Source organism: Nonomuraea sp. NPDC050786, from assembly GCF_040654115.1.
GTDB lineage: Bacteria > Actinomycetota > Actinomycetes > Streptosporangiales > Streptosporangiaceae > Nonomuraea.
This window is the reverse complement of sequence record NZ_JBFAHJ010000006.1, coordinates 326957-351920: the sequence shown is the minus strand read 5'-3', so window position 1 is coordinate 351920 and position 24964 is coordinate 326957. Positions and strand designations below refer to the sequence as shown.

Annotated in this window: 22 protein-coding genes; 13 read left to right on the top strand and 9 right to left on the bottom strand. The window is 70.6% G+C overall.

The annotated features are described in order from the left end of the window. Positions 1 to 106: 106 nt before the first annotated feature. Genes AB0H84_RS15475 through pdhA form a run of 3 tightly spaced genes read right to left on the bottom strand, consistent with a single transcriptional unit; the run spans position 107 to position 3609 of the window. On the bottom strand, positions 107 to 1528 hold the full coding sequence (locus AB0H84_RS15475) for a dihydrolipoamide acetyltransferase family protein (protein WP_357603714.1): 1422 nt from the start codon (positions 1526 to 1528) through the stop codon (positions 107 to 109). A gap of 12 nt (positions 1529 to 1540) precedes the next feature. Next, positions 1541 to 2521: an alpha-ketoacid dehydrogenase subunit beta gene (locus AB0H84_RS15470; protein ID WP_357603712.1), complete on the bottom strand. Its 981-nt coding sequence runs from the start codon at positions 2519 to 2521 to the stop codon at positions 1541 to 1543. Then, positions 2518 to 3609 (bottom strand): pyruvate dehydrogenase (acetyl-transferring) E1 component subunit alpha, encoded by a 1092-nt coding sequence (pdhA, locus tag AB0H84_RS15465; protein ID WP_357603710.1) that lies wholly within the window; start codon positions 3607 to 3609, stop codon positions 2518 to 2520. Before pdhA ends, AB0H84_RS15470 begins: the two co-directional genes overlap by 4 nt. 298 nt (positions 3610 to 3907) lie before the next feature. Here pdhA and purS point away from each other — a divergent pair, with 298 nt between their 5' ends. The 4 genes from purS (at position 3908) to purL (ending at position 7815) form a co-directional block, all read left to right on the top strand. Then, the gene (gene purS, locus AB0H84_RS15460) at positions 3908 to 4153 is read left to right on the top strand and encodes a phosphoribosylformylglycinamidine synthase subunit PurS (protein ID WP_345001256.1); all 246 of its coding nucleotides are present in this window, start codon (positions 3908 to 3910) and stop codon (positions 4151 to 4153) included. Between the two features lie 168 nt (positions 4154 to 4321). Continuing rightward, positions 4322 to 4759, top strand: coding sequence for an ATP-binding protein (locus AB0H84_RS15455; RefSeq protein WP_357603708.1), 438 nt, complete (start codon positions 4322 to 4324; stop codon positions 4757 to 4759). Positions 4760 to 4885: 126 nt separating this feature from the next. Further along, positions 4886 to 5566: a phosphoribosylformylglycinamidine synthase subunit PurQ gene (gene purQ / locus AB0H84_RS15450; RefSeq protein ID WP_357603707.1), complete on the top strand. Its 681-nt coding sequence runs from the start codon at positions 4886 to 4888 to the stop codon at positions 5564 to 5566. Beyond that, positions 5563 to 7815, top strand: a complete 2253-nt coding sequence (gene purL, locus AB0H84_RS15445; protein WP_357603705.1) for a phosphoribosylformylglycinamidine synthase subunit PurL — start codon at positions 5563 to 5565, stop codon at positions 7813 to 7815. The genes purQ and purL overlap by 4 nt, the downstream gene beginning before the upstream one ends. Positions 7816 to 7866: 51 nt before the next feature. Here the strand turns inward: purL and AB0H84_RS15440 are convergent, their stop codons facing one another. After that, positions 7867 to 8727, bottom strand: a complete 861-nt coding sequence (locus AB0H84_RS15440; RefSeq protein ID WP_357603703.1) for a hypothetical protein — start codon at positions 8725 to 8727, stop codon at positions 7867 to 7869. A 196-nt stretch (positions 8728 to 8923) separates the two neighbouring features. On the opposite strand from AB0H84_RS15440, the gene AB0H84_RS15435 reads away from it, so the two are divergent. Genes AB0H84_RS15435 through AB0H84_RS15415 form a run of 5 tightly spaced genes read left to right on the top strand, consistent with a single transcriptional unit; the run spans position 8924 to position 13671 of the window. Next, entirely contained in the window at positions 8924 to 10936 is a 2013-nt protein-coding gene (locus AB0H84_RS15435; RefSeq protein ID WP_357603701.1) for an adenylate/guanylate cyclase domain-containing protein, read from the top strand. Positions 10937 to 10969: 33 nt separating this feature from the next. Then, positions 10970 to 11632 carry a Crp/Fnr family transcriptional regulator gene (locus AB0H84_RS15430; protein WP_357603699.1) on the top strand — a complete coding sequence of 221 codons (663 nt, stop codon included), beginning with the start codon at positions 10970 to 10972 and terminating at the stop codon, positions 11630 to 11632. 34 nt (positions 11633 to 11666) lie between these two features. Then, positions 11667 to 13100, top strand: coding sequence for an MFS transporter (locus AB0H84_RS15425; protein ID WP_357603697.1), 1434 nt, complete (start codon positions 11667 to 11669; stop codon positions 13098 to 13100). Between the two features lie 29 nt (positions 13101 to 13129). Continuing rightward, complete coding sequence (locus AB0H84_RS15420) at positions 13130 to 13354, top strand: hypothetical protein (protein ID WP_357603695.1); 225 nt, start codon at positions 13130 to 13132, stop codon at positions 13352 to 13354. Further along, entirely contained in the window at positions 13351 to 13671 is a 321-nt protein-coding gene (locus AB0H84_RS15415) for a type II toxin-antitoxin system PemK/MazF family toxin (protein ID WP_357603693.1), read from the top strand. The genes AB0H84_RS15420 and AB0H84_RS15415 overlap by 4 nt, the downstream gene beginning before the upstream one ends. On the opposite strand, the gene AB0H84_RS15410 is transcribed toward AB0H84_RS15415, so the two are convergent. Further along, positions 13664 to 14413 (bottom strand): methylenetetrahydrofolate reductase, encoded by a 750-nt coding sequence (locus AB0H84_RS15410; protein ID WP_357603692.1) that lies wholly within the window; start codon positions 14411 to 14413, stop codon positions 13664 to 13666. The genes AB0H84_RS15415 and AB0H84_RS15410 overlap by 8 nt on opposite strands. A gap of 10 nt (positions 14414 to 14423) precedes the next feature. Beyond that, positions 14424 to 15062, bottom strand: a complete 639-nt coding sequence (locus tag AB0H84_RS15405; RefSeq protein ID WP_357603751.1) for a TetR family transcriptional regulator — start codon at positions 15060 to 15062, stop codon at positions 14424 to 14426. Positions 15063 to 15134: 72 nt separating this feature from the next. On the opposite strand from AB0H84_RS15405, the gene AB0H84_RS15400 reads away from it, so the two are divergent. After that, complete coding sequence (locus AB0H84_RS15400; protein ID WP_357603691.1) at positions 15135 to 16562, top strand: MFS transporter; 1428 nt, start codon at positions 15135 to 15137, stop codon at positions 16560 to 16562. Here the strand turns inward: AB0H84_RS15400 and AB0H84_RS15395 are convergent. Both AB0H84_RS15395 and AB0H84_RS15390 read right to left on the bottom strand, forming a co-directional pair. Next, a complete protein-coding gene (locus AB0H84_RS15395) occupies positions 16529 to 18403 on the bottom strand; it encodes an ABC transporter ATP-binding protein (RefSeq protein ID WP_357603690.1) in 1875 nt (624 codons plus the stop codon). The genes AB0H84_RS15400 and AB0H84_RS15395 overlap by 34 nt on opposite strands. 35 nt (positions 18404 to 18438) lie before the next feature. Further along, on the bottom strand, positions 18439 to 20502 hold the full coding sequence (locus tag AB0H84_RS15390) for a PhoX family phosphatase (RefSeq protein WP_357603688.1): 2064 nt from the start codon (positions 20500 to 20502) through the stop codon (positions 18439 to 18441). 115 nt (positions 20503 to 20617) lie between these two features. Between AB0H84_RS15390 and AB0H84_RS15385 the strand changes: the two genes are divergently transcribed. Continuing rightward, entirely contained in the window at positions 20618 to 21055 is a 438-nt protein-coding gene (locus AB0H84_RS15385; protein ID WP_357603686.1) for a sterol carrier family protein, read from the top strand. Here AB0H84_RS15385 and AB0H84_RS15380 read toward each other — a convergent pair. Further along, positions 21052 to 22131 (bottom strand): DUF4190 domain-containing protein, encoded by a 1080-nt coding sequence (locus tag AB0H84_RS15380; protein ID WP_357603684.1) that lies wholly within the window; start codon positions 22129 to 22131, stop codon positions 21052 to 21054. The two genes, AB0H84_RS15385 and AB0H84_RS15380, sit on opposite strands and share 4 nt — an antisense overlap. A gap of 227 nt (positions 22132 to 22358) precedes the next feature. Here AB0H84_RS15380 and purF point away from each other — a divergent pair, with 227 nt between their 5' ends. After that, a complete protein-coding gene (gene purF / locus AB0H84_RS15375) occupies positions 22359 to 23795 on the top strand; it encodes an amidophosphoribosyltransferase (protein ID WP_357603682.1) in 1437 nt (478 codons plus the stop codon). After that, the gene (gene purM / locus AB0H84_RS15370) at positions 23792 to 24817 is read left to right on the top strand and encodes a phosphoribosylformylglycinamidine cyclo-ligase (protein ID WP_357603680.1); all 1026 of its coding nucleotides are present in this window, start codon (positions 23792 to 23794) and stop codon (positions 24815 to 24817) included. Before purF ends, purM begins: the two co-directional genes overlap by 4 nt. The last annotated feature ends 147 nt before the right edge of the window (positions 24818 to 24964 follow it).

The following is a 24964-nucleotide window of genomic DNA, read 5'->3' as shown; positions in this document are numbered from 1 at the left end:
TCAAACCCGTCCGAGGCGACTCTGTACGAGGTGGGTGCGGGTGTCCCCGGCCTACGGCGATCGCCGGGGGAGGGGTCCTCCCGGCGGTCGCCGTGGTCTTTCCCGGCTAGCTCCAGGCCAGCATGCGCAGCGGGTCCTCCAGCATGGCGCCCACGTCACGCAGGAACATCGAGCCCAGCTCGCCGTCCACGATGCGGTGGTCGAACGAGAGGGCGAGCGTCGCCACCTTGCGCACCGCCAGCTCGCCCTCCACCACCCACGGCATGTCCCTGATCTGGCCGACGGCGAGGATGGCCGCCTCGCCGGGGTTCAGGATCGGGGTGCCGGCGTCGACGCCGAAGACGCCGACGTTGGTGATGGTGAAGGTGCCGCCCGCCATCTCGGCCGGCTGCGTGCGGCCCGCCCTGGCGGTCTCGGTGAGCTGGGCCAGCTGCTTGGCCAGGCCGGGGAGCGACAGGGCGTGGGCGTCCTTGACGTTGGGCACCACCAGGCCCCTGGGGGTGGCGGCGGCTATCCCCAGGTTGACGTAGTGCTTGACCACGATCTCCTCGGCCGCCTCGTCCCACGATGAGTTGATCATGGGATGGCGTTTCACCGCCGTGAGCACAGCCTTGGCCACCAGGAGCAGCGGGGAGACCTTGACCTCCGCGAAGTCGGGGAAGGCGCGCAGGCGCTGGACCGTCTCCATGGTGTTCGTCATGTCGAGCTGGAGGAACTCGGTGACGTGGGGTGCGGTGAAGGCGCTGGCGACCATGGCCTGGGCGGTCATCTTGCGCACGCCCTTGACGGGGATGCGCTCCTCACGTCCGATCTCGGGCCGCTCGGGCTCCTTGGTCTCCGCCGCCTCCGCCGCCTCCGCCGCCGCGTGGACGTCCTCCCGGGTGATGGAGCCCTGGGGGCCGGTGCCGGTGATGCCCCTGAGGTCGACCCCTAGGTCCTTGGCCAGCTTCCGTACCGGAGGCTTGGCGAGGACGGAAGGCCCGGCTGGGGGCGGCGTCGGGGCGAGGGCCGCCGGCGTCGGGGCGGGGGTCGCCGGCGTCGGGGCGGGGGCCTGGTGGCCGTCCACCTCCACGCGGGACGGGTTGGCCACCGGAGTGGCCGGGATCCGGGCCGTCTCACGCTTGCGGGGCCGGCGCTTCGTGGCGTCGGTCTTGACTCCGTAGCCGACCAGGACCGCCTGGCGCTCCTCCTTGGGGGCCGGGCTGCCGTGGGCGCCCGGCTCGACGGCGCCTTCCGCCGGCGGGTTGGGCACCATGTCCTCGGCCGCGGCCTGGGCCATGTCCGAGGGCTCGGAGGTGTCCACGGCGATGATGGGGACGCCGACGTCGACCGTCTGGCCCTCGTCGGCCAGCAGCTCCGCCACCGTCCCGTCCCACGGGATCGGCAGCTCGACGATCGACTTGGCCGTCTCGATCTCCACGACGATCTGCTTGACCTTGACGGCGTCACCGGCCTTGACGTGCCACCGGACGATCTCGGCCTCGATCAGCCCCTCGCCGACGTCGGGAAGCTTGAACTCGCGTCGCATCAACAGCCCTCCTCAGTAGCCGAGTGCCCGGTCGACGGCGTCGAGCACCCGGTCCAGGTCGGGCAGGTAGTGCTCCTCCAGCCGCGACGGAGGGTAGGGGGTGGAGAAGCCGCCGACCCGGAGCACCGGCGACTCCAGGTGGTAGAAGCACTGCTCCGTGATCCTCGCCGCCAGCTCGGCGCCGTATCCGCTGTTGACCGGCGCCTCGTGGACGACCACCACCCGCCCGGTACGGCGTACGGAGTCCATCACGACCGGCTCGTCCAGCGGGTTGAGCGAGCGCAGGTCGATCACTTCGAGCGAGCGGCCGTCGTCCTCGGCGGCCTTGGCCGCCTCCAGGCAGGTCTTGACCATGGGACCGTAGGCCAGCAGCGTGGCGTCGGTGCCCGGCCGGACCACCTTGGCGGCGTGCAGCGGCGGCCACCAGTCGGTGGAGGAGGTGTCGATGTCGGCCTTCTCCCAGTAGCGGCGCTTCGGCTCGAAGAAGATCACCGGGTCGTCGCTCCGGATGGCCTGCTGGATCATCGTGTACGCGTCGGCCGGATTGGAGCAGGCCACCACGCGCAGCCCGGCGGTGTGGGTGAAGTACGCCTCGGGCGACTCGCTGTGGTGCTCGACCGCGCCGATGCCGCCACCGCACGGCACGCGTACGACCACGGGGAGCTTGATCGCGCCCAGCGAGCGCATCGGCATCTTCGCGAGCTGCGTGATGATCTGGTCGGCGGCCGGGAAGACGAACCCGTCGAACTGGATCTCGCACACCGGCCGGTAGCCGCGCAGCGCCAGCCCGATCGCGGTGCCGATGATGCCCGACTCGGCCAGCGGCGTGTCGATGACGCGGTCCTCGCCGAAGTCCTTCTGGAGACCGTCGGTGACGCGGAAGACGCCGCCCAGCTTGCCGACGTCCTCCCCCATGATGAGGACCTTGGGGTCGTCCTCCATGGCCTTGCGCATGCCCTCGTTGAGCGCCTTGGACAGGCTCAGAATCGTCATTGGGCGAACCCTTCCAGGTACGCGGCGAACTGGGCTCGCTCCTGGTCGATCAGGGCGTGGGGCTCGCGGTAGACGTGGTCGAAGATGTCGAGCGGCCCCGGGTCGGGCATGGCCAGGCAGCGCCTGCGCAGATCGGCCCCGAGCTGGTCGGCCTCGGCATCGACGGAGTCGAAGAACGCCTGGTCGGCGTGTTCGTTCTTGAAGAGGTACGACCTGACCCGCTCGATCGGGTCCTTGAGCTTCCACGCCTCCAGCTCGCTGGCCACGCGGTAACGCGTCGGGTCGTCGGTGGTGGTGTGGGCGCCCATCCGGTACGTGAACGCCTCGATGAGCGTGGGCCCCTGGCCCGTACGGGCGGCTTCGAGGGCCTTCCTGGTCACCGCCAGGCAGGCGAACACGTCGTTGCCGTCCACCCTGATCCCGGGGAAGCCGAAGCCCGAGGCGCGGCGGTAGAGCGGGATGCGGGTCTGCTTCTCCAGGGGCTCGGAGATGGCCCACTGGTTGTTCTGGCAGAAGAACACGATCGGCGCGTTGAACACGCTGGCCCAGATGAACGACTCGTTCACGTCGCCCTGCGAGGTGGCGCCGTCACCGAAGTAGACGATCGTGGCGGCGTTGGCGTCGTCGCGCTGGATGCCCATGGCGTACCCGACGGCGTGCAGGGTCTGGCTGCCGATCACGATCGTGTAGAGGTGAAAGTTGTGCTCCTCGGGGTCCCATCCGCCGTGGTTCACGCCCCTGAACAGGCCGAGCAGCTTCACCGGGTCCACGTCGCGGCACCACGCCACGCCGTGCTCGCGGTAGGTGGGGAAGGCCATGTCGGCGTCGGTCAGCGCGCGGCCCGAGCCGATCTGGGCCGCCTCCTGGCCCAGCAGCGAGGCCCAGATGCCCAGCTCACCCTGGCGCTGCAGCGCCACGGCCTCCAGGTCGATGCGCCGGACGAGGACCAGGTCCCGGTAGAGCGACCGGACCTCCTCGTCGGTCAGGTCGATGTCGTAATCGGGGTGCTCGACCCGCTCGCCCTCGGGGGTGAGCAGCTGGACGAGCTCCGGAGGTGCGGCTGCACCACGAGAGGCTTCGACGGTCACGAGGCCTCCTTTGTCGGCCTCGTGACACAGGTGCTGTGTCTGATGATGACCTCGACAAGCTCGGTCATTGCCACTCCTGTGCGTGATTAAGGGCCAGGTCTTCGATGGGGTTGCCACCTTAGCCAGCCGTCCATGCGAGGAACCATCTGGTGGTGGTTCGTACGCGTTTGGGGCCATGGTGGCAGACATCACAACCCTCCGCGCAAGCCCCATCCTCTCCCCGTTCCCGTTGTGTCGTCAGCCACACGCGCCGGTAGGCTGTGCTTCCCAGTCACCCACCGCATCCAGGAGGAACGCAGTGGCCCGCGTCATCGTGGACGTCATGTTGAAGCCCGAGATCCTCGACCCGCAGGGCCAGGCGATCGCCAGGGCGCTGCCGAGGCTCGGCTTCTCGGGCGTCTCGGCCGTGCGCCAGGGCAAGCGCTTCGAGATCGAGCTCGACGGCCCGGCCGACGAGACGGCGCTCGGCGAAGTCCGTAAGATGGCCGAGACCCTGCTGGCCAACACCGTGATCGAGGACTACAGCGTCCGGGTTGAGGAGTAAGGGAGATAAGCTCCCCTGATTCCCCCTTGGTCGGTTAAAGCGGGGTTCCGGCATGCCACAATGCCACGGGCATGCCAACACTAAATAACAACAGGGTGATTTTGCGGTTAGCCCCGTTTTCACAGGGAAACCTACTCCAGGTGACATTCTGGCGCCCGGAGGAGTCCGGTGGATATTGAGTTCTCGTTGGCACTGCCTCGGGATGCGATCGGCATACCGATGGTCAGGCGGGTGCTCGGCGATGCCATGCGCTCACTGAACGTGAGCGAGACGTGCATCGCCGACATGCTCCTCGCCGTCTCCGAGGCATGCTCCAATGCGGTGCGGCACGGGGGTCCCGCCAACCGCTACGAGGTGACCGCCGCGATCGGCTACGGCCGCTGCGACGTACGCGTCGCCGACAACGGCGAGGGCCTGCCGACGATGCCGCTGCACTTCCCCCCGCCGGACACCGAGAACGGCCGCGGCCTGCTGATCATGCGCTCCGTGGTCGACGAGATCTCCTTCGGCATCACGCCCGGCCGTGGCACCACGGTCCACCTGCGCAAGCAACTCGCCTGGGACGACGAGGCCAACGCCCGTCCCCGCGAGTTGGCAGCTGTCTGAGCTGGACGTACGCCAGACACACGAGCCGATGCGGACCACGCGACAGCACCCGATAACCTGAGTAGACCGCCGCCGTCCGACCGACGGTGGCGCGTGCGCGCGCATTCCTCGGAGGGGACGACTGTCATGAGCGCTGCCCGTGTGGGCGTAGTCACGTTTCCAGGAACTCTCGACGACCAGGACGCCGCCAGAGCCGTGCGCCTCGTGGGCGCCGAGGCGGTCCCGCTGTGGCACGCCGACCACGACCTGAAGGGAGTCGACGCCGTCTTCCTGCCCGGCGGCTTCTCCTACGGCGACTACCTGCGCTGCGGCGCCATCTCGCGGTTCGCGCCGCTCATGGAGGAGCTCATCCCGGCCGCCAGGGCGGGCCTGCCCGTGCTCGGCACCTGCAACGGGTTCCAGATCCTCTGCGAGGCCCATCTGCTGCCGGGCGCGCTGACCCGCAACGGCTCGCTCCACTACGTCTGCCGTGACCAGAAGGTCAGGATCGAGCAGAACGCGACCGCGTGGACCAACTCGTTCGACCAGGGCCAGGAGATCGTCCTGCCCATCAAGCACGGCGAGGGCCGCTACGTGGCCTCCGACGACACGCTGGCCGCGCTCGAGGCCGGCGGTCACGTGGTCGTGCGCTACGTCGGCAACCCCAACGGCTCGCTCAACGACATCGCGGGCATCCGCAACGAGGCGGGCAACGTGGTCGGCCTCATGCCGCACCCCGAGCACGCGGTCGAGGAGCTGGTCGGCGCCCCGAGCACCGACGGGCTCGGGTTCTTCACCTCCATTCTCAAGAAGCTGGTGAACGCATGAGCACGGACAACGTCAAGCGGGCGGGCGAGACGCCTGACGAGCCGATGCCCTTCGCCGAGCTGGGGATGAAGCAGGACGAGTACGACCGGGTCAAGGAGATCCTCGGGCGCCGTCCCACCGGCTCCGAGCTGGCCATCTACAGCGTCATGTGGTCCGAGCACTGCTCGTACAAGTCGTCCAAGGTGCATCTCAAGCAGTTCGCCACCAAGGCGCCCAAGTCCGAGGCCCTCCTGGTGGGCATGGGCGAGAACGCGGGCGTGGTGGACATCGGCGACGGCTGGGCGGCCACGTTCAAGATCGAGTCGCACAACCACCCGTCCTACGTCGAGCCGCACCAGGGCGCGGCCACCGGCGTCGGCGGGATCGTGCGCGACATCATGTCGATGGGCGCGCGCCCGATCGCCGTCATGGACTCGCTCCGCTTCGGCGGCGCCGACGCGGTCGACACGCGCAGGGTGCTGCCCGGCGTGGTCGAGGGCATCAGCCACTACGGAAACTGCCTGGGCCTGCCCAACATCGGCGGCGAGGTCGTCTTCGACCCCTGCTACATCGGCAACCCCCTGGTCAACGCCCTGTGCGTCGGCCTGCTGAGGAAAGACCAGATCAAGCTGGCCACCGCGCCCGGCCCAGGCAACAAGGTCGTGCTGTTCGGCGCGTCCACCGGCCCCGACGGCATCGGCGGCGCCTCGGTGCTGGCCTCGGCGACGTTCGAGGACGAGTCGCAGGCCAAGCGGCCCGCCGTGCAGGTGGGCGACCCGTTCATGGAGAAGCTGCTCATCGAGTGCTGCCTGGAGCTGTACGCGGCCGACGTCGTCGTCGGCATCCAGGACCTCGGCGCGGCGGGCGTGTCGTGCGCCACGACCGAGCTGGCGGCCAAGGGCACCGGCGGCATGCACGTCGACCTCAACCTCGTCCCGCTCCGCGACCCCTCGCTCAGGCCCGAGGAGATCCTGATGAGCGAGTCGCAGGAGCGCATGATGGCGGTCGTCAGGCCCGACGACATCCCGGCGTTCATGGCGATCTGCAACAAGTGGGACGTCCCCGCCACCGTCATCGGCGAGGTCACCGACACCGGCCGTCTGGTCATGACCTGGGACGGCGAGGTCATCGTGGACATCCCGCCGGGCACCGCGGCCGACGAGGGGCCCGTCTACGAGCGCCCGTACCACGAGCCCTCCGGGCAGGCGGCGCTCAACGCCGACACCCCCGACAGGCTGGAGCGGCCCGCCGAGCTGCGTGCCGCGCTGCTCCAGCTCCTCGGCTCGCCCAACCTGGCCTCCAAGGAGTGGGTGACCTCCCAGTACGACCGCTATGTCCGCTCCAACACCGTGCTGGCCCAGCCGGCCGACGCGGGCATGCTGCGCATCTCGGAGGCCATCGCCGGCGCGGAGCCGACGACCAGGGGCATCGCGCTGGCCACCGACGGCAACGGCCGCTACGCCAAGCTCGACCCGTACGCGGGGGCCCAGCTGGCGCTGGCCGAGGCGTACCGGAACGTGGCCGTGACCGGCGCCCAGCCCCTCGCCGTGACCAACTGCCTCAACTTCGGCTCCCCCGAGGACCCCGAGGTCATGTGGCAGTTCGCCGAGGCCGTACGCGGCCTCGCGGACGCGTGCAGGACCCTGGGCGTGCCGGTGACCGGTGGGAACGTCTCCTTCTACAACCAGACAGGCTCGACGGCCATCAACCCCACGCCGGTCGTGGGCGTGCTCGGCGTCATCGAGGACGTGGCCCGGCGGGTGCCGTCCGGGTTCACCGCCGAGGGGCTCAAGGTCGTGCTGCTCGGCGAGACGCGCGAGGAGTTCGGCGGCTCCGAGTGGGCGCACGTCGCCCACCATCACCTGGGCGGGCTGCCGCCGCAGGCGGACCTGGAGGCCGAGCAGGCGCTGGCCACCGTGCTGGTCGAGGCCGCCAGGCGCGGGCTCCTCGAGGGCTCCCACGACCTGTCGGACGGCGGGCTGGGCGTCGCGCTGGCCGAGTCCTGCCTGGCACGGGGCGTCGGCGCCTCGGTGGTGCTGAGCGGTGACGCGTTCACCGACCTGTTCAGCGAGTCCTCCGCCCGGGCGCTGGTCGCGGTGCGGCCGGAGGCCTACGAGGAGTTCGCGTCGCTGTGCGGGCGGCACGACGTGCCCTGCTACGGGCTGGGCACGACCGGCGGCACGTCGCTGGTGGTCGAGGGCGAGTTCGAGGTGCCGGTCGAGGAGTTGCGGGAGACGCACTCCGCGGCGCTGCCCGCCCTCTTCGGCTGACGGTTCTGCTCGAGGGCCGGTACGGGGATCCGTGCCGGCCCTCGTCGCGTGTCACGCCTTCTTGAGGCAGACCACGTAGACGGTGCCGCTGACACTGGTGCCTTGGGCGGCGGCGGTGGTCTTCTCGTCCTTGGTGTCGGTGGTGGTGGCGTAGGTGTTGTAGCCGTTGTCGTCCTTGGCCACGCTCACCGTCCAGCCGGAGGTCCCGCTGGGGGCACTGGTCATGACGACGGCGTTCTTGAGCGTGCTGAACGTGAAGCCGCCGCCGGTGGCCATGCCGCCCTGGCCGCAGCTCGCCGTCGCGGAGCCGGTCGAGCTCAGGGACGCGGTCCTGGTGTAGGAGGTGTAGCTTGCGCCGTCGCCGGGCTCGCCCTTCTCACCCTTGTCGCCCTTGGGTCCCTGAGGACCCTGGGGACCCTGCGGACCGACGGGGCCGGCGTGGCCCGCCGGCCCCTGCTCCCCCTGCTTGCCCGGCAGGCCGTCCTTGCCGTTCTTGCCGTCGAGGCCGTCCTTGCCGGGCAGGCCGTCCTTGCCGTCCTTGCCGTCAGCGCCCTTGGGACCCTGCGGCCCCGCCGGCCCCGCCGGCCCCGCCGGGCCGGTCGTGCCCTTCGGGCCCTGAGGACCCTGCGGTCCCTGCGGGCCGGTCTTGCCCTGTTCGCCCTGCTGGCCCTGCTGACCCTGCTGGACGGTCGTCGTCGACGCGCCGCCGATCAGGATCCGCTCCTCCGTCCTCCGGCACTTCGTCTCCAAGTTGACGATGCGGGCGTACCGCGTCTTCTTGTGCACGCAGGCGTGCACCTCGCCGGCGGCCGACGAGGCGGTGGCGACCCCGCCGACGGTCAGGAGCGAGGCGGCGAGTGCGCCGGCAGCGGCGAGGGTGAACGTACGTCCACCGCGGAGCTTGATGGCCACGGCTTTCCTTCCAAAGAACAGGTGGTGCTCATGTTGTGCATGAGATTCACGCTTCAAACGTTCCAAAGGATGACTCTGGCTACGTAACGTATTCATCACGAAGCGGAGGGTTACTGACCAGATTGACCGGATTTGGTGACAGTTGTGGGTAAAAGGACGCATTGGCGGCCACGATCGCGCGTGGATAATCGGGTCTGTGCCGACCCCCTACCTGCCTCCGGCCACCCACCCCGTCCGGGGCGTGGTCTGGGGCATCCATCTGGCGCTGCCACTGCTGGGCCTCTGGCTCCTGCTGTCGCACCCGGACGTCAACATCCCCTGGCAGCACAATCCCAGCCACTTCTGGATGATCATCACGGTGGCCGGGCTCAACGTGGTGCTGGGCGTCATGATCAGCGAGGCGTCGCGGCGGCGGCGGGACGCCCGGCTCTTCCTGGTCTCCATGGTCTTCCTGAGCAGCGCCGGCTTCTTCTTCCTGCACGGGATGGCCACCCCCAAGATCATCCTGCCGACCGGCTCCCTGGGGTTCGACCTGGGCCAGCAGGTGGGGCTGACGATCGCGGCGGCGTTCGCGTTGGCCTCCGCGCTGCCGCTGGGCGAGCGGGCGGCCACGGCCGTGCTGGGCTCGCAGCACTTCGTCCGCGCGGTGCTCTTCGGGTTCATGGTCGTCTGGGGGCTGGTGTCGCTGATCCCGGGGCTGACGGCGCTCAGCGAGCCGCCGCTCGCGTCGCCGGTCCCCTGGCTGGCCTGGGCGTCCGTGCCCGGCGTGCTGCTGTACGCCGCGGCGAGCGTGATGATGTTCCTGCTGCACCGGCGGCGTCCGTCGGCCATGCTGATCAGCCTGATCACGGCGTACGCGCTGCTGGCCGAGGCCATGGTCGCGGGCATGTCGCAGCTCAACTGGCACCTGTCCTGGTGGGAGTGGCACCTCCTGCTCACCCTGGCCTTCGTCTTCGTGGCCTACAGCGCGCACCTGCAGTTCCGGCGGGAGGGGTCGAGCGCGGGGCTGTTCGACTCGGTGACGCTGGCGGCGACCGTGGCGCGCATCCAGCAGGACTACGACCAGGCGCTGGAGGAGCTGGTCGAGCACGTACGCCGGGGCGAGCCACTGGCCGCGACCCGGCTGTCGGGCAAGTTCCGGCTGAACGAGGGCCAGGCCGCCGTGCTCGACCGGGCCGGCCAGGCGCTGGCCAACGAGCGCGAGCTGTCGGAGCGACTGGCCGCCCTGGTGGCGGTGAGCGCCCAGACCAAGGTGGGCCTGCCGGAGGGCCGGCTGCTCGCCACGGCGCTGGAGCGGGTGCGCCAGGCGTACGGCGACGTCAAGATCGGCCTGGTCGCGGAGGGCAGGACCCAGATCGGCTCCCGCGAGTACGAGTTCGCCGGCAACCAGCCCATCAGGCGCGACAACCTGCTGGCCTTCCCCCTGACGGTCAAGGGCCACCTGGCGGGCGTGCTGGAGGTGCCCGTCGGCCGTACCCCGCAGGACGAGGCGCTGGCCGCCACCCTGGCCGGGCAGCTCTCCATCTCGTTGGAGAACGCCCGCCTCTACCAGGAGCTCGACACGCTCTTCCGGCAGTACATGTCGCCGGACGTGGCCAACGCCCTGCTGGCCGACCCGGCGCAGGCGGCACTCGGCGGCGAGTTGAAGGAGCTGACCGCGCTCTTCGCCGACCTCAAGGGCTTCACGACGTTCTCCGAGAAGGTCACGCCCGGCGAGATCGTCGAGATGCTCAACCGCTACCACACGGCCGCGGTCCCCTGCATTCTCAACAACGGCGGCACGATCGTGCAGTTCGTCGGCGACGCGCTGCTGGCCCTGTTCAACGCCCCCGCCACGCAGGCCGGCCATGCCAGGGCCGCGTGCCGGGCGGCGCTGGAGATGCAGCGGGCCGCCGCCGAGGTGGCCGAGGAGATGGCGTGGAAGCGGGTGGACGACGTCGAGTGGCCGACGTTCAGGGTGGGCGTCAACACGGGCCCCGCCCTGGTCGGCAACATCGGCAGCCCCGAGCTGCGCGGCTTCAACGCGATGGGCGACTGCGTGAACGTGGCGGCCAGGCTCGAGGGCATCGCCGAGCCCGGCACGGTCGTCATCGGGGAGACGACGCTCAGGCAACTGGGCCAGGGCGCGTCCGTGAACCCCCTGGGCCGGCTCAGCCTCAAGGGCAAGGAAGAGCTCGTGGCCGCGTACGTTCTGACTGATTTGCAATAGAAGGTCGACACTCGTACCGACATAATCGGGCGCATGCAGCCTGAGCCCGGCGAGTTCCTTTCCCTGCTCACCGACGAGGAGGTCGCGGCCCTGCGCGCGGCCGGCCGCCCGCGGCGGTGGGATCGCGGCACGACCGTGATCAACGAGGGCGACACGTCCGACTGGGTCCTCGTGCTGCTGGAGGGCCGGGTCAAGTGCTCGTCGCACACGAGCGCCGGCACCGAGGTGGTGCTGGCCGTACGCGGCCCTGGCGCGCTGCTCGGCGAGATGTCGGCCATCGACGGGTCGCCGCGCTCGGCCACGGTGACCGCGCTGGAGCCGATCTCGGGGATCGTGCTGCGGGACTTCTCGGCGTTCCTGGAGTCCCACGGACGCATCGCCGTCCTGCTGATGCAGCTCGTCACCGCCAAGCTGCGGGACGCGGACAGGAAGCGCATCGAGTACGGCGCGTTCGACACCACGGGCCGGGTCGCGACGCGCCTGCTGGAGCTGGCCGACCGGTACGGCGAGAAGACCAACAGCGGGGTGCGCGTGGCGCTGCCCCTGTCACAGGACGAGCTGGCCGGCTGGACGGGCGCCTCCCGCGAGGCCGTCAGCAAGGCGCTGCGCACGCTGCGCGACCGGGGCCTCATCGAGACCGGGCGGCGGCGCGTGGTGATCCACGACCTCGAGGGACTGCGCAGGCGGGCCCGATGACGATCTACGTACGCCGTACGTCATAGTGGCGGGCATGGTAGCCGCCACCTCCCGCGACGACAGCCGCCTGCGCTACGCCTGGCGCGTGTGCGCGGTCACCAGCCTGGGGCTCGTCCTCATCGGCATCGCCGGCAGCACGCTCAACGTCGCGCTCCCGGCGGTCGTGCGGCACTTCCACGCCGGCGCGCTGGAGTCGGGCTGGATCCTGCTGGCGTTCCTGCTGGTCAACACCGCCTCGCTGGTGTTCTTCGGCCGGGTGGCGGACCTGCTGGGCAGGCGCGAGGTGTATCTGACGGGGTTCGCGCTGTTCACGGTGGCCTCGCTGCTGGCCGGGCTGTCGCCGGGTGTGTGGTTCCTCATCGCGATGCGCGTGCTGCAGGCGATCGGGGCGGCGATGATCCTGGCGAACGGCACGGTCATCATCACCGACGCGTTCCCGCCCGACCGGCTCAGCCAGGGCATGGGGGTCTACATCGGCACGCTCTCGGTGGCGCAGCTGGCCGGGCCCACGTTGGGCGGCCTGATCGCGGAGACGGCGGGCTGGCAGTGGATCTTCTGGGTGAACGTGCCCGCCGGACTGCTCGCGCTGGGCGTGGGCGCGGCGATCTTACGCCCGATGCCCAGGCGGCCGAAGGAGCCGGTGGACGCGCTGGGCAACGTGCTGGTGTTCGCGGCGCTGTCGGCGGTGCTGCTGGCCCTGTCGGGGGCGAACTCGGGCGGCCCCATGGTCGTGGCGGGGTTCGCCGTGTTCGCGCTGCTGCTGCCGCTGATCGTGTGGGCCGAGCGGCGCTCGTCCAACCCGGTGCTGGACTTACGGCTCTTCGGGGGACGGCTGCTGGCGTACGCGAACCTGGCCTCGTTCTGCAACGCCCTGGCGCGGTCGGCGCTGATCCTGGTGGTGGCGCTGTACTTCCAGGCGGCGCGCGGGGTGGACGCGTTCGCGGCGGGGCTGAGCGTGCTGCCCGTGCCCGTCGGGATCGGGCTGGCCTCGCCGATCACGGGAGCGCTGGGGCGGAGGGTGTCGCCGTACGCGCTGTCCATCGGCGGGGCGTCGCTGAGCGCTCTGGGGCTCGGCACGCTGACGCTGACGGCCGATCCGGCCACGCCGTACTGGGTGATCGGGATCGGCCTGTTCGTGGCCGGCTGCGGCAGCGGGACGTTCCTGACCGGCAACACCACCCAGGTCATGCGGGCGCTGCCCAGCGGGAGCCTGGGGGTGGTCAACGGCTTCCGCGTCATGATCATGAACGTCGGCATCGTGATCAGCGTGGGCCTGTCGCTCAGCGTCCTGACCGCGTCCGTGGGGCCCGAACTGCGCGCCCAGGTGTACGCGGGCACGCTCTCCACGCTCTCGCCCGTCGCCGTCGGTCAGCTGATGGACGGGTTCCGGCACGCGTACGCGGTGCTCTTCGCGGTGGCCCTCACGGGCGCGCTTTTGGCCGCCCTGGCCCGGTCGCGCCCTCGCTGACGTATTACAAATTGTAATACGCTTCGGATATGGGAACTCTCAACGTACGCACCGATGAGGCAATGGAGACGGCCCTTCGCGCGCTGGCGGGAGAGAAGGGAACCCGCTCCGAAGCCGTCCGCTACGCCATCCTTCACACCTACAAGGAGATGCTGCTCGAACAGGCCGCGGCGGATGCGGAGCGGCTGCGGAACGACCCTGTCGATCAGGCCGAGATGCTGGCGATTGAACGCTTCATGGGCGTTGCAGAGTGATATTCCGAGGCGCGATCTACCAGCTCAAGGCGCTCCCTGGAGCTCGCGACCATAAGCAACAGGGCCGCCGCTACGCAGTGATCATCCAGTCGGACCGCTTCGCCACCAGCAGCATCACCGTCGCTCTGACCTCGACAGGTGCCGGGCCGGCGATCTATCGCCCCGAAGTCGAGTTCAACGGCAAGAAGTCACGTGTGCTGACCGACCAGATCTACACCGTGTCACCATCGAGACTCGGCGACTTCATAGGCGCGCTCGAAGCAGAAGAGACAGCGGAGCTCGATCGCGCCCTGATGCTCAAGCTCGGGCTCATCTGAGCGCGGCGGCGAGCCTGGACTCCACGTCGCGGTAGCGGGAGACCGGGATGAGGTGGACGCCGTCGAAGGCGCCGGAGTCGCGGATCGCGAGCACCTGCTCGCAGGCCGCCTCCACCCCAGCCATGCGGTCCCCGGCCACCTTCGCGATCAGCTCCTCCGGCAGGTCGATGTCGGGGATCGCGGTGGCCAGCATGCGGGCGTGGCGCTCGCTGGCCAGGACCATGACGCCCGCGTAGACCGGCACGTCCACCGGGTGGGCGTCGCGCCAGCGCAGCTGCGCCTCCAGCGAGAAGCCGACCTGGAGGAACAGGAAGTCGGCCGCGCGCTTCCAGGCGGGCAGCGAGCGCATCGAGGCCGCCGCGCCCAGGCGGACGCCCGGGGAGAACTGGCGGGCCTCCTCGATCATCGAGCGCACGGTGAGGTCGCTGGTGCGGTTGCCGCTCGTCGGCTTGTCGCCGTAGACGAAGAGGAACTGCTCCACCCCGTACGCCGCCGCCGTCAGCAGGTCGCGCCGGAAGCCGAGCAGGTTGCGGTCGCGCGAGTTGAGGCAGGCGATGCCGCGCCCGCCCATGGCCTGGACCTCGTGGGCCACCGCCACGCTCGACACCGTGGCGCGGCCGATGTGGTTGTCGGGGATGAGGAACGAGTGGGCGATCTTGCTCATCGTGCCGATCTGATGCCTGACGTGCTTCAGGTCGGGCTTGGTGGGGGGTTCTATCTCGCAGATCAGCTCGAAGGTCACGAGCACGACCCTAACGTCTGGCCGCCAGCGCCTCTATGCCGCTGAGGACGAGATCGACGCCGAACGTGTCGTACAGCCTCGGCTCCGTCCCCTTGATCAGCGGGGAGGCCATCTCCACCAGGTACGGGTACGTCCCCTCGGGCAGTGACTGCAGGCTTGCCATCTTGGCCCGGACCGCGGCCGGGTCGACGGTCTTGACGTGCACGGGGGCGTCGGCGATGGCGATGGCGCTCTGCAGAATGTACTTGCTGATCAGGCAGCTCTCGTCGATGCCGAACCCGGCCCTGCGGGCCAGGCCGAGCGCCTGGTCCCAGACGGCCAGGAAGTTCGGCACCTCGACGGCGTCGATCTGCTCGAGCACGCTCTTGGCGCAGCGATGCGTGCGCAGCGTCCTGATCAGCCCCTCGATCAGGTCGCGGAACTGCTCCTGCCACGGGCGGTCGTCGGCCCGCTTGGGCGCGAAGCTGCCGATCAGGTGGTCGGCCATGCCGAAGATCAGCTGCTCCTTGTTCTTGTAGTGCCAGTAGAGGGCCATCGGGGTCACGCCCAGCTCCGTGGCCAGGCGCCGGATCGTCACGGCGTCGAGCCCCTCGGCGTCGCCGATCTCCAGAGCCCGTTCCGCGATCGCCTGTGCGGTCAATTTTCCCATCACGGTTGACAACTATACGCCGTACAAGTTCACTATACGACGTACAAGTACGGCGTACAGGAGGAGATTGTCGTGAGATGGTGGGCATTGGTCGCGGTGACCTTGGGCACGTTCATGACCTACTTGGACAACAACGTGGGCAACGTCGCGTTGCCGACGATCCAGCGGGAGCTCGGGCTGACGATCTCGGGGCTTGAGTGGATCGTGAGCTCGTACATCCTGGTCTTCGCCGGGCTCATGCTGGTCGGCGGGCGGCTCGCGGACGTGTTCGGGGCCCGCAGGGTGTTCCTCAGCGGGCTGGCGGTCTTCACGCTCTCCTCGCTGGCCGCCGGGCTGGCCGGCTCGGGCACGGCACTGATCGCGGCGCGGGCGGCGCAGGGCGTCGGGGCGGCGCTGCTCACGCCCACCGCGCTGACCCTGATCACCCAGATCTTCCCCGACCCGGGCGAGCGCGGGAGGGCCGTGGGCATCTGGAGCGCCGCCGGCGCGCTCTCCATGGCGCTCGGGCCCATCACGGGCGGCTTCATCAGCCAGCACCTGCACTGGGGCTGGATCTACCTGATCAACGTCCCGATCGGGGTGGTGACCTTCGGCCTGGGGATGTGGGCGGTCAGGCCCGCCTTCACCCGCGTACGGCACCGCATCGACGTGCCGGGCCTGGCCACCTCGGCGCTCGCTCTGTTCGCCCTGACCTACGCGCTCATCGAAGGCGAGGGCGCCGGCTGGACCTCCCCCGAGATCCTGGCCGCGTTCGGCGTGTTCGCGGCGGCGGCCGTGGCGTTCGTGCTGGTCGAGGCGCGGGCCGCCGAGCCGATGATCGCGGTGTCGCTGTTCAAGGCCAAGGTGTTCACCGGCGGCCTGCTCACGATGGGCGTCTGGTCGTTCGGCGTCTTCGGGATCTACTTCTTCAGCGCCCTCTGGCTGCAGAACGTACTCGGCTTCTCCCCCACCCAGGCGGGCGCCGCGTTCGTGCCGATGGCCCTGGTCATGGCCGTGATCGCGATGCTGTCGCAGCGGATCAGCGCGCGGATCGGCATCGGGCGCACGGTGGCGCTCGGGATGGCGCTCATGGGGACGGCGATCTACCTGCTCTCCGGCGTGGGCGCCGACGCCGACTACACGGACGTGGCGCCCTGGTTCCTGCTGTACGGGCTGGGCGGCGGCATGCTGGTGCCCCTGACGGCCGCGATCCTGGGCGGCATGCCCAAGGGCAGGTCCGGCGTGGCCTCGGGCGTGCTGAACGTGTCGCGTGAGGTGTTCGGGCTGCTCGGCGTCACCGTGCTGGGCGCGATCCTGAGCTCCAGGCAGAGCGGCAGCGACCTGCCGCCGCTGCACGCCTTCCTGGACGCGTACCAGTTCACCCTGGTCATCGCGGCCGCCGTGGTGCTGATCGCGATCCCGGTCGCGCTCTACTCCCTGCGCGCCCCCCGCCGTTCCGAGGAGCGCCAGGACGAGCCTCAGGTCACTCAGGCCACCGCCACCGTGGGTTCGTCGAACTGAGTGCGGTACAGCTCCTCGTAACGGCCCCCGGCGGCGAGCAGGTCGGTGTGCGTGCCGCGCTCGACCACGCGCCCGTCCTCGATCACCAGGATGAGGTCGGCGGCGCGGATCGTGGAGAGCCGGTGCGCGATCACCACGGCGGTCCTGCCTTCGAGCGCCTCCCCGAGCGCCGCCTGCACGGCCGCCTCGGAGGTGGAGTCGAGCGCCGCCGTGGCCTCGTCCAGGATGACCACCCTGGGCCTGGCCAGCAGCAGCCGGGCAATCGTCAGCCGCTGGCGCTCGCCGCCCGACAGGCGGTAGCCGCGCTCGCCCACGACCGTGTCGAGCCCGTCGGGCAGCGACTCGATCAGGGTGGCCAGCCTGGCCCTGCCGAGGGCGTCCCAGATCTCGTCCTCGCTCGCCTCGGGCCTGGCGAGCAGCAGGTTCGCCCTGATCGTGTCGTGGAAGAGGTGGCCGTCCTGGGTGACCATGCCGAGCGTGTCGCGGATCGAGTCGGCGGTCAGGTCGCGTACGTCCACGCCGCCGAGCCGCACCGAGCCCGAGTCGACGTCGTACAGCCGGGGCAGGAGCTGCGCGACCGTGGACTTGCCCGCGCCGGAGGAGCCCACCAGGGCCACCATCTGGCCCGGCTCGGCCTTGAACGAGACGCCGTGCAGCACCTCGACACCGCCGCGCGAGTCGAGCGTGGCGACCTCCTCCAGCGAGGCGAGCGAGACCTTGTCGGCCGAGGGGTAGGCGAAGCGCACATCGTCGAACTCGACCGACACCGGGCCTTCCGGCACCTCGCGGGCGCCGGGCCGCTCCTTGATGAGCGGCTCGAGGTCGAGAACCTCGAAGACGCGCTCGAAGCTGACGACCGCGCTCATCACGTCCACGCGGGCGCTGGCCAGCGCGGTCAGGGGCGCGTACAGGCGGGTGAGCAGCATGGCCATCGACACGAGCGCGCCGGGCGCGAGCTGGTCGCGCAGCGCGTAGAAGCCGCCGAGCCCGTACACCAGCGCCAGGGCCAGCGCGGAGACCAGCGTCAGCGCGGTGACGAAGGCCGACTGGCTCATGGCGGTGCGCACGCCGATGTCGCGCACCCGCCCGGCCCGGCTCGCGAACTCGGCCGACTCGTGCGCGGGGCGGCCGAACAGCTTCACCAGCGTCGCGCCCGGCGCCGAGAAGCGCTCGGTCATCTGCGTGCCCATGGCCGCGTTGTGGTCGGCCGCCTCGCGACGGAGCCGCGCGATCCTCGTGCCCATCCGCCGGGCCGGCAGCACGAACACCGGGAGCAGCAGGAGCGCGAGCAGCGTGATCTGCCAGGAGATGCCGATCATCGCGATCAGCGTCAGGACGAGCGTCACGATGTTGCCCGCCACACCGGACAGGGTGTCGGTGAAGGCCCGCTGCGCCCCGATCACGTCGTTGTTCAGGCGGCTGACCAGCGCTCCGGTGCGCGTCCGCATGAAGAACGCGATCGGCATCTTCTGCACGTGGTCGAAGACGGCCGTACGCAGGTCGAGGATCAGGTCCTCGCCCAGGCTCGCCGAGAGCCACCGGTTCAGCAGCCCGAGCCCCGCCTCGGCGATCGCCAGGCCGGCGATCGCCAGCGCCACCACGACGACCACGTCCAGCGCCTCGCCGCGGAAGATGGCGTCCACCACCCGGCCCGCGAGTAACGGTGACCCCACCGCCAGGCCCGCCATCACCACGCTGAGCAGCAGGAACAGCGTGATCCTGCGGCGGTGCGGCCGGGCGAAGCCGCCAATACGACGGAGCGTCGCCCTGGTGACAGGGCGACGCTCCTTCTGGTTGTTCATCGAATACAGCTGGTGCCAGGCGGTCATCTCCATGCTCATGGCATGGAACGGTATTGCCTCAAGTTAACTTGAGGTCAACTGCCGACCTTCCTGCCCTGGCCGTGCCAGACCACGGCGACCGCCGGGCGCGGCTGGGCGCCGTCGGGCCAGCGGCTGGAGGGCCTGTCCGGGCTGGCGCCGTCGGTCTCGCCCGGGTGCTGCACCGCCACGAACACGCTGCGCTGGTCCTGGGTGACCAGCGGGCCGCAGGTCTCCGCCCCGACCGGGACGGTGAGGAACTGGCGCAGGTGGCCGCGCTCCTTGCCCCGCACGGGCATCACGAACATGCCGTCGTTGCTGCCGAGCTGGTTGCCGTCCGTGGCGATCCACAGGTTGCCGTCCCTGTCGAACGTCACGTTGTCCGGGCAGGAGATCGGCGAGACCTTGGTCTTGTCGTAGCCGGCGAAGTAGGTGGTGGGGTCGTTCGGGTCGCCGCAGACCAGCGGGAGCGACCAGGCGAACGTCTTCTCGCCCGCGTCATTGCGCCTCTCGACGATCTCCAGGATGTGGCCGTGCTTGTTGGAGGGACGCGGGTTGGCCTCGTCCACCTGGGCCGCGGTGCGGTTGGAGTTGTTGGTCAGCGCCACGTACACGCCGCCGGTGACCGGGTTGCGCTCCATGTCCTCCGGGCGGTCCATCTTGGTCGCGCCCACCTTGTCGGCGGCCACGCGGGTGTGGACCAGGACCTCGGCGGCGGTCATGCCGTCCACGAACGACCTGTCGCCGGAGACCAGCGGGATCCACTCGCCCGAGCCGTCGAACTGGCCGTCGGAGGGCAGCTTGCCGCTCCCGTCGATCTCGGAGGCGGGGCTGTCGCCGGTGAATTTGGCCACGTACAGGGTGCCCTCGTCCAGCAGCGCGCGGTTGTGCCGGTCGAATCCCGGGATGTAGCGGTTCTTCGAGACGAACTTGTAGATGTACTCGAAGCGCGAGTCGTCACCCATGTACACGACCAGGCGGCCGTCGCGCGCCAGCGTCGTGTTGGCGGCCTCGTGCTTGAACCGGCCGAGCGCGGTCCGCTTGATCGGCGTGGAGTCGGGGTCGAACGGGTCGATCTCCACGATCCAGCCGAACCGGTTGGCCTCGTTCGGGTGCTTGGCCAGGTCGAAGCGCTCCTCCACCCGGTCGAACCTGCGGCTGCTCGACGGCGTCCCGGTGGTGATCGTGTAGCGGGAGATGTACGGCTTCTGCTCCGCGGGCACCTTGTCGCCGTTGACGAAGTACTGGTCGAAGTTCTCCTCGGCGGTCAGCACGGTCCCCCACGGGGTGGTGCCGCCCGAGCAGTTGTTCAGCATGCCGACGGGCTTGCGGCCCTCGGGGTCGGCGGCCGTCTTGAGCAGGTCGCTGCCGGCCGCGGGGCCGGAGAAGGCCATGGGGGTCTGAGCGGTGATGCGGCGGTTGTAGCGGCGGCGGCCCTTGGTGACCAGCTTCCACTCGCCCGTGCCGTTCGCCCGCTCGATCTCCACGACCGAGCCGCCGTGCGCGGCCAATGCGATCTTGATCTGCTCCTCGGTCGCGGCGGCGCCGCCGGTGTAACCGCGGAACATCAGGCTCTCGTCGGTGTACTCGTGGTTCACCCAGAGCAGGGCGCGGTCGCGGCCCATCGGGAAGAGCGTGACGTAGTCGTTGTTGTAGCCGAACTGCTTGTTCTGCGCGTCGGCGCTCTGGTTGTCGAAGTCGAAGGCGGGCGCGTCGGGCAGCACGGGGTCACCCCAGCGCACGACCACGGACGAGCGGTAGCCGTCGGGGATGGTAAGGGCGTCGTCGGTGTTGGGGGCCACCGGGGTGAAACGGAGGTCGCCGGCCGGTCGGCCCTGGACCTCGGCCGCCGCCTCCGGCTCGTCGGCCATGGCCGGCGCCGCCCCCGCGATGCCGGCGCCGGCCACGAGCGCGCCGAGCGCGCCGGCGCGCAGCACACCGCGCCGCGACAGCGCCTCCTTCACCACATCGCCGAAGTAGCCGTTGGCGGTGGTGTTGGCCACGTCATGCGCGCACGCGTTGCCGCAGCGGAACTGACAGGTCAGCGCGGAGCGACCGCCTTTGTGCGGGGTCGAGAGCAACGGCAGCAGCGGCCGTCCGCCCGCGTTGGGGTTCGCCACAGGTCCTCCATCAATGTGCGCGGTTGTACCGCCGGGGAGGTTACGGTCGCCGGCGAAACCTGAGGTGAACGACGACCTCCGTCTTGATGAACGCTTCCAGGGAGACAATGGTGGGGTGCCACCACGCAAACCGGACCCTGAGAAGCTGAGATCCGCACTCGACGGCCAGCTCGTCGCCCTGGACGAGCCGCCCTACGACGGCCCCGCCTCCACGCTGCCCGACGCGCTCGTGGCCGCCGTGCTGGCCGCCTACGACCGCGGGGTCCAGCCCGAGCGCGACGCGGCCAGGCAGGCGGTCCGCCACCTGCTCGACCGGCTGGCGACGGCCGCGCCGGGCCGGACCGTCGAGGTACGCGTCCCGCCGTACGCCGCCGTCCAGGCCGTCGAAGGCCCCCGCCACACCCGGGGCACGCCGCCGAACGTGGTCGAGATGGACGGGCGCACCTGGATCGAGCTCGCCCTTGGCCGCCTGACCTGGGCCGATGCCATGGCCAATGGCCTGGTCGCGGCCAGCGGGGCGCGGGCGGACCTGTCGGCGCATCTGCCGCTCTAGCGGCTGCCGCTCATCCAGGGAAACTTCTGCTCGAAGCACCTGTCGGCGAGCTGGCCCGGCAGGTGGGCGCACTCCTGGACCACGTTCCAGAACCAGATGGCCACGATCGCGAAGAGGACGAGCGAGAACGCGCTGATCACGATGCCGGCGACGGCACGGCCCTTGCCCGCGCGCTTGGCGAGCGCCACGCAGCCGAAGACGATCGACAGGATGGCGGTGATCAGGCCGGTGAAGCAGACGAACACCAGGAACGGGCTGGCCACGCCGAGCACCAGCGACGCGGTGGCCAGGCCGCTGCCGGGCCGGGCCTGCTGGTACGGCACGCCGTAGGGGGCTCCCGCGGGTGGCGGGCCGTAGCCGGGCGGACCGCCGTACGGGCTGGAGGGCGTGGTACCCGGGACGGCCGGCTCCTGCCCCTGGGGAGCGCCGTACCCGCCGGGGTACGGCGCACCGCCGGGCACTCCCTGCCCGGGCGGCGGGCCTCCTGCCGGAGGGGTGATCCCCCAAGGCGGGGTCTCGTCGGACGGCGCCCCTTCGCGCTGCGACGGTCCTTCGCGCTGCGGCGGTCCTTCGGGCTGCGGCGGTCCTTCGGGCTGCGGCGCCCCTTCACGTTGCGGCGGTCCTTCTCCCGGCGGGGGTCCTTCTCCCGGCGGTGTGAAGGACGGCTGCTCGCCCTCGTACCGCGAGGGCGTCGGCCTGCCCGGCGGTTCCCCCTCTCCGGGAGCGCCGCCCCAGCCGGGGTACGGCGGGGTGGCCCCGGGGATCGGGTACGCCTGGGTCACCTCCGCGTCGCTCCCGACGGGCGGCGGGGTCTCGGGCGAGGTGGGCAGGTCGGGATGGCTCGGCTCGCCGCCCGGCCTCGGCTCGTGCGTCGGCGGCACGTCGGGCGGCGGCACCACGGGCGGTGCGGGGGCGATCGGCTCCTCCCCCTGGCCGGGGCGCTCTTCGCCCTCCTCGGCAGGCTCCCCCTCGCGCCACCAATCGGGCGCGGGCCGGCCGGGCTCTTCCTCTTCCGGACGGCCTTCGCGCGGGTCCTGACCCGAGCGGGGCTCGTTCGGGTCCCCAGATGTGGTCACGTCTGCGTCTCCCCGACGGGTGTGCATGCGGGATACTTCACCCTTTCGCGGAGAGCATCGGCTAAACCCGGCGACACGGTAAAAGGCCGTCCATACTTCCGTCTCCATCCGCCAAACCGGCAGGCGGCGGCCGGGCCCCGCGGACCTGGTATCCGCGCCGACGCCGCAGCCTCCGTTGGCGCCCCCGGGTGTGCGAGCACAGAAGCCTCCGACCTAGACTGAGGCATGTGCTGAAGGGCGACGGCCGGCTCGGCCATGACCTGGACCCCCATGACCGCGCTCCCAAGGACGCCTGTGGCGTCTTCGGCGTCTGGGCTCCGGGCGAGGAAGTTTCCAAACTCACCTACTACGGGCTGTACGCGTTGCAGCACCGCGGCCAGGAGTCCGCGGGCATCGCGGTCAGCGAGGGCAGCCGCATTCTCATCTACAAGGACATGGGCCTGGTCGCCCAGGTCTTCGACGAGTCGGTGCTGAGCACCCTCCGCGGCCACCTGGCCATCGGCCACTGCCGCTACTCCACCACCGGGTCGAGCGTGTGGGAGAACGCGCAGCCCACGCTGAGCTCCACCGAGGTCGGCGGGCTCGCGCTCGCCCACAACGGCAACCTGATCAACACCCCTGAGCTGGCCGAGCGCCTGGCTCCGGGCTCCATCCGCGCGACGACCGACACCGAGGTCCTCACCTCGCTGCTCGCGCAGGACCGCACGCGTTCCATCGAGGACACCGCGGCGGAGCTGCTCCCGGAGGTCAAGGGCGCCTACTCGCTCGTGTTCATGGACGAGAAGACGCTCTACGCGGCCCGCGACCCGCAGGGCATCCGCCCGCTGGTCCTCGGCCGGCTGGAGCGGGGCTGGGTGGTGGCCTCCGAGACGGCCGCCCTCGACATCGTGGGCGCCACGTTCGTCCGCGAGATCGAGCCGGGCGAGCTGCTCACCATCGACGAGCGCGGCGTCAGGTCGCGCAGGTTCGCCCTGGCCGAGCCCAAGGGCTGCCTCTTCGAGTACGTCTACCTCGCCCGCCCCGACACCACCATCGCGGGGCGCGGCGTGCAGGTCACCCGGGTCGAGGTCGGCCGCGTGCTGGCCCGCGAGCACCCGGTGGAGGCCGACCTGGTCATCCCCACGCCGGAGTCCGGCACCCCGGCCGCCGTGGGCTACGCCGAGGAGAGCGGGATCCCGTACGGCCAGGGCCTGGTGAAGAACTCCTATGTGGGCCGCACGTTCATCCAGCCGTCGCAGACCATCCGCCAGCTCGGCATCCGGCTGAAGCTCAACCCGCTGCGCGAGGTGGTCGAGGGCAAGCGGCTGGTGGTCGTGGACGACTCGATCGTGCGCGGCAACACGCAGCGCGCCATCGTCCGCATGCTGCGCGAGGCCGGGGCCAAGGAGGTGCACGTACGCATCTCCTCGCCGCCCGTGGCCTGGCCGTGCTTCTACGGCATCGACTTCGCCACCAGGGCGGAGCTGATCGCGGGGTCCCTGACGGTGGAGGAGATCCGGGCCTCGCTCGGCGCCGACTCGCTCGGCTACATCTCCCTGGAGGGCCTGACCAAGGCCACCACCATCCCCGCGGAGCGGCTCTGCATGGCCTGCTTCAACGGCTCCTACCCCATTCCCATCGATCAGGACAACGTGGGCAAGTTCGTGCTGGAGAGCAAAGCGTGAGTACCTACGAGGCCGCGGGCGTGGACATCGCGGCGGGCGAGCGCGCCGTCGACCTGATGAAGGAGAAGGTGGCGGCCTCGCGCCGGCCCGAGGTCGTCGACGACGCCAGCGGGTTCGCCGGGCTGTTCGACGCCTCGGCGCTGCTGGGCTACCGGCGGCCGCTGCTCGCCACCTCCACCGACGGCGTCGGCACCAAGGTCATGATCGCCCAGCGGTACGGCAAGCACGACACGATCGGCATCGACCTGGTCGGCATGGTCCTCGACGACCTGGTGGTCTGCGGGGCCGAGCCGCTGTTCATGACTGACTACATCGCCTGCGGCAAGGTGGTGCCCGAGCGCGTCGCCGAGATCGTCGGCGGGGTGGCCGAGGGCTGCCGGCTGGCGGGAGCCGCTCTGGTGGGCGGTGAGACGGCCGAGCACCCCGGGGCCATGGGGCCGGACGAGTACGACCTGGCAGGGGCCGGCACGGGTGTCGTCGAGGCCGACGCCATGCTGGGGGCCTCGCGGGTCCAGGCGGGCGACGCGGTGCTGGGCCTGGCCTCCTCGGGGATCCACTCCAACGGCTACTCGCTGGTGCGCCACGTGCTGCGCGAGGCCGGGCTCTCCCTCGACGCCGTGCTGCCCGAGCTGGGGCGGCCGCTGGGCGAGGAGCTGCTGGAGCCCACCCGGATCTACTCGCTCCACTGCCTGGAGCTGGCCAGGGCCGTTGACGTGCACGCGTACGCGCACATCACGGGCGGGGGCATCGAGGGCAACCTGTCACGGTCGCTGCCGGGGCATCTGGACGCCCTGCTGGACCGCTCCTCGTGGACGCCGCCGGCCGTCTTCGGCGTGCTGGCCGGGCACGGCGGCATCGCGCAGGCCGACATGGACCGCACGTTCAACCTCGGGGTGGGGATGGCGGCCGTGGTGGCCGCCGACGCCGCGGACGAGGCGATCCGGGTGCTGGCCGCCCGGGGGCTGGACGCCTGGGTGATGGGTGAGATCGTTCCCGGCGACGGACGTGCGCGCTACCGGTAACACGGCTTGAGCCCCCGGCCCGTGGACGGGCGGGGGCTCAACACGTTATAGAACGACCGACCACGTGACGAAGCCCCACGGTTACCCGTGGGGCCCGACGAGCATGGGCGAAGATCCGGCGCGGCCTCGCGCCGGGCCTTTCGCCTC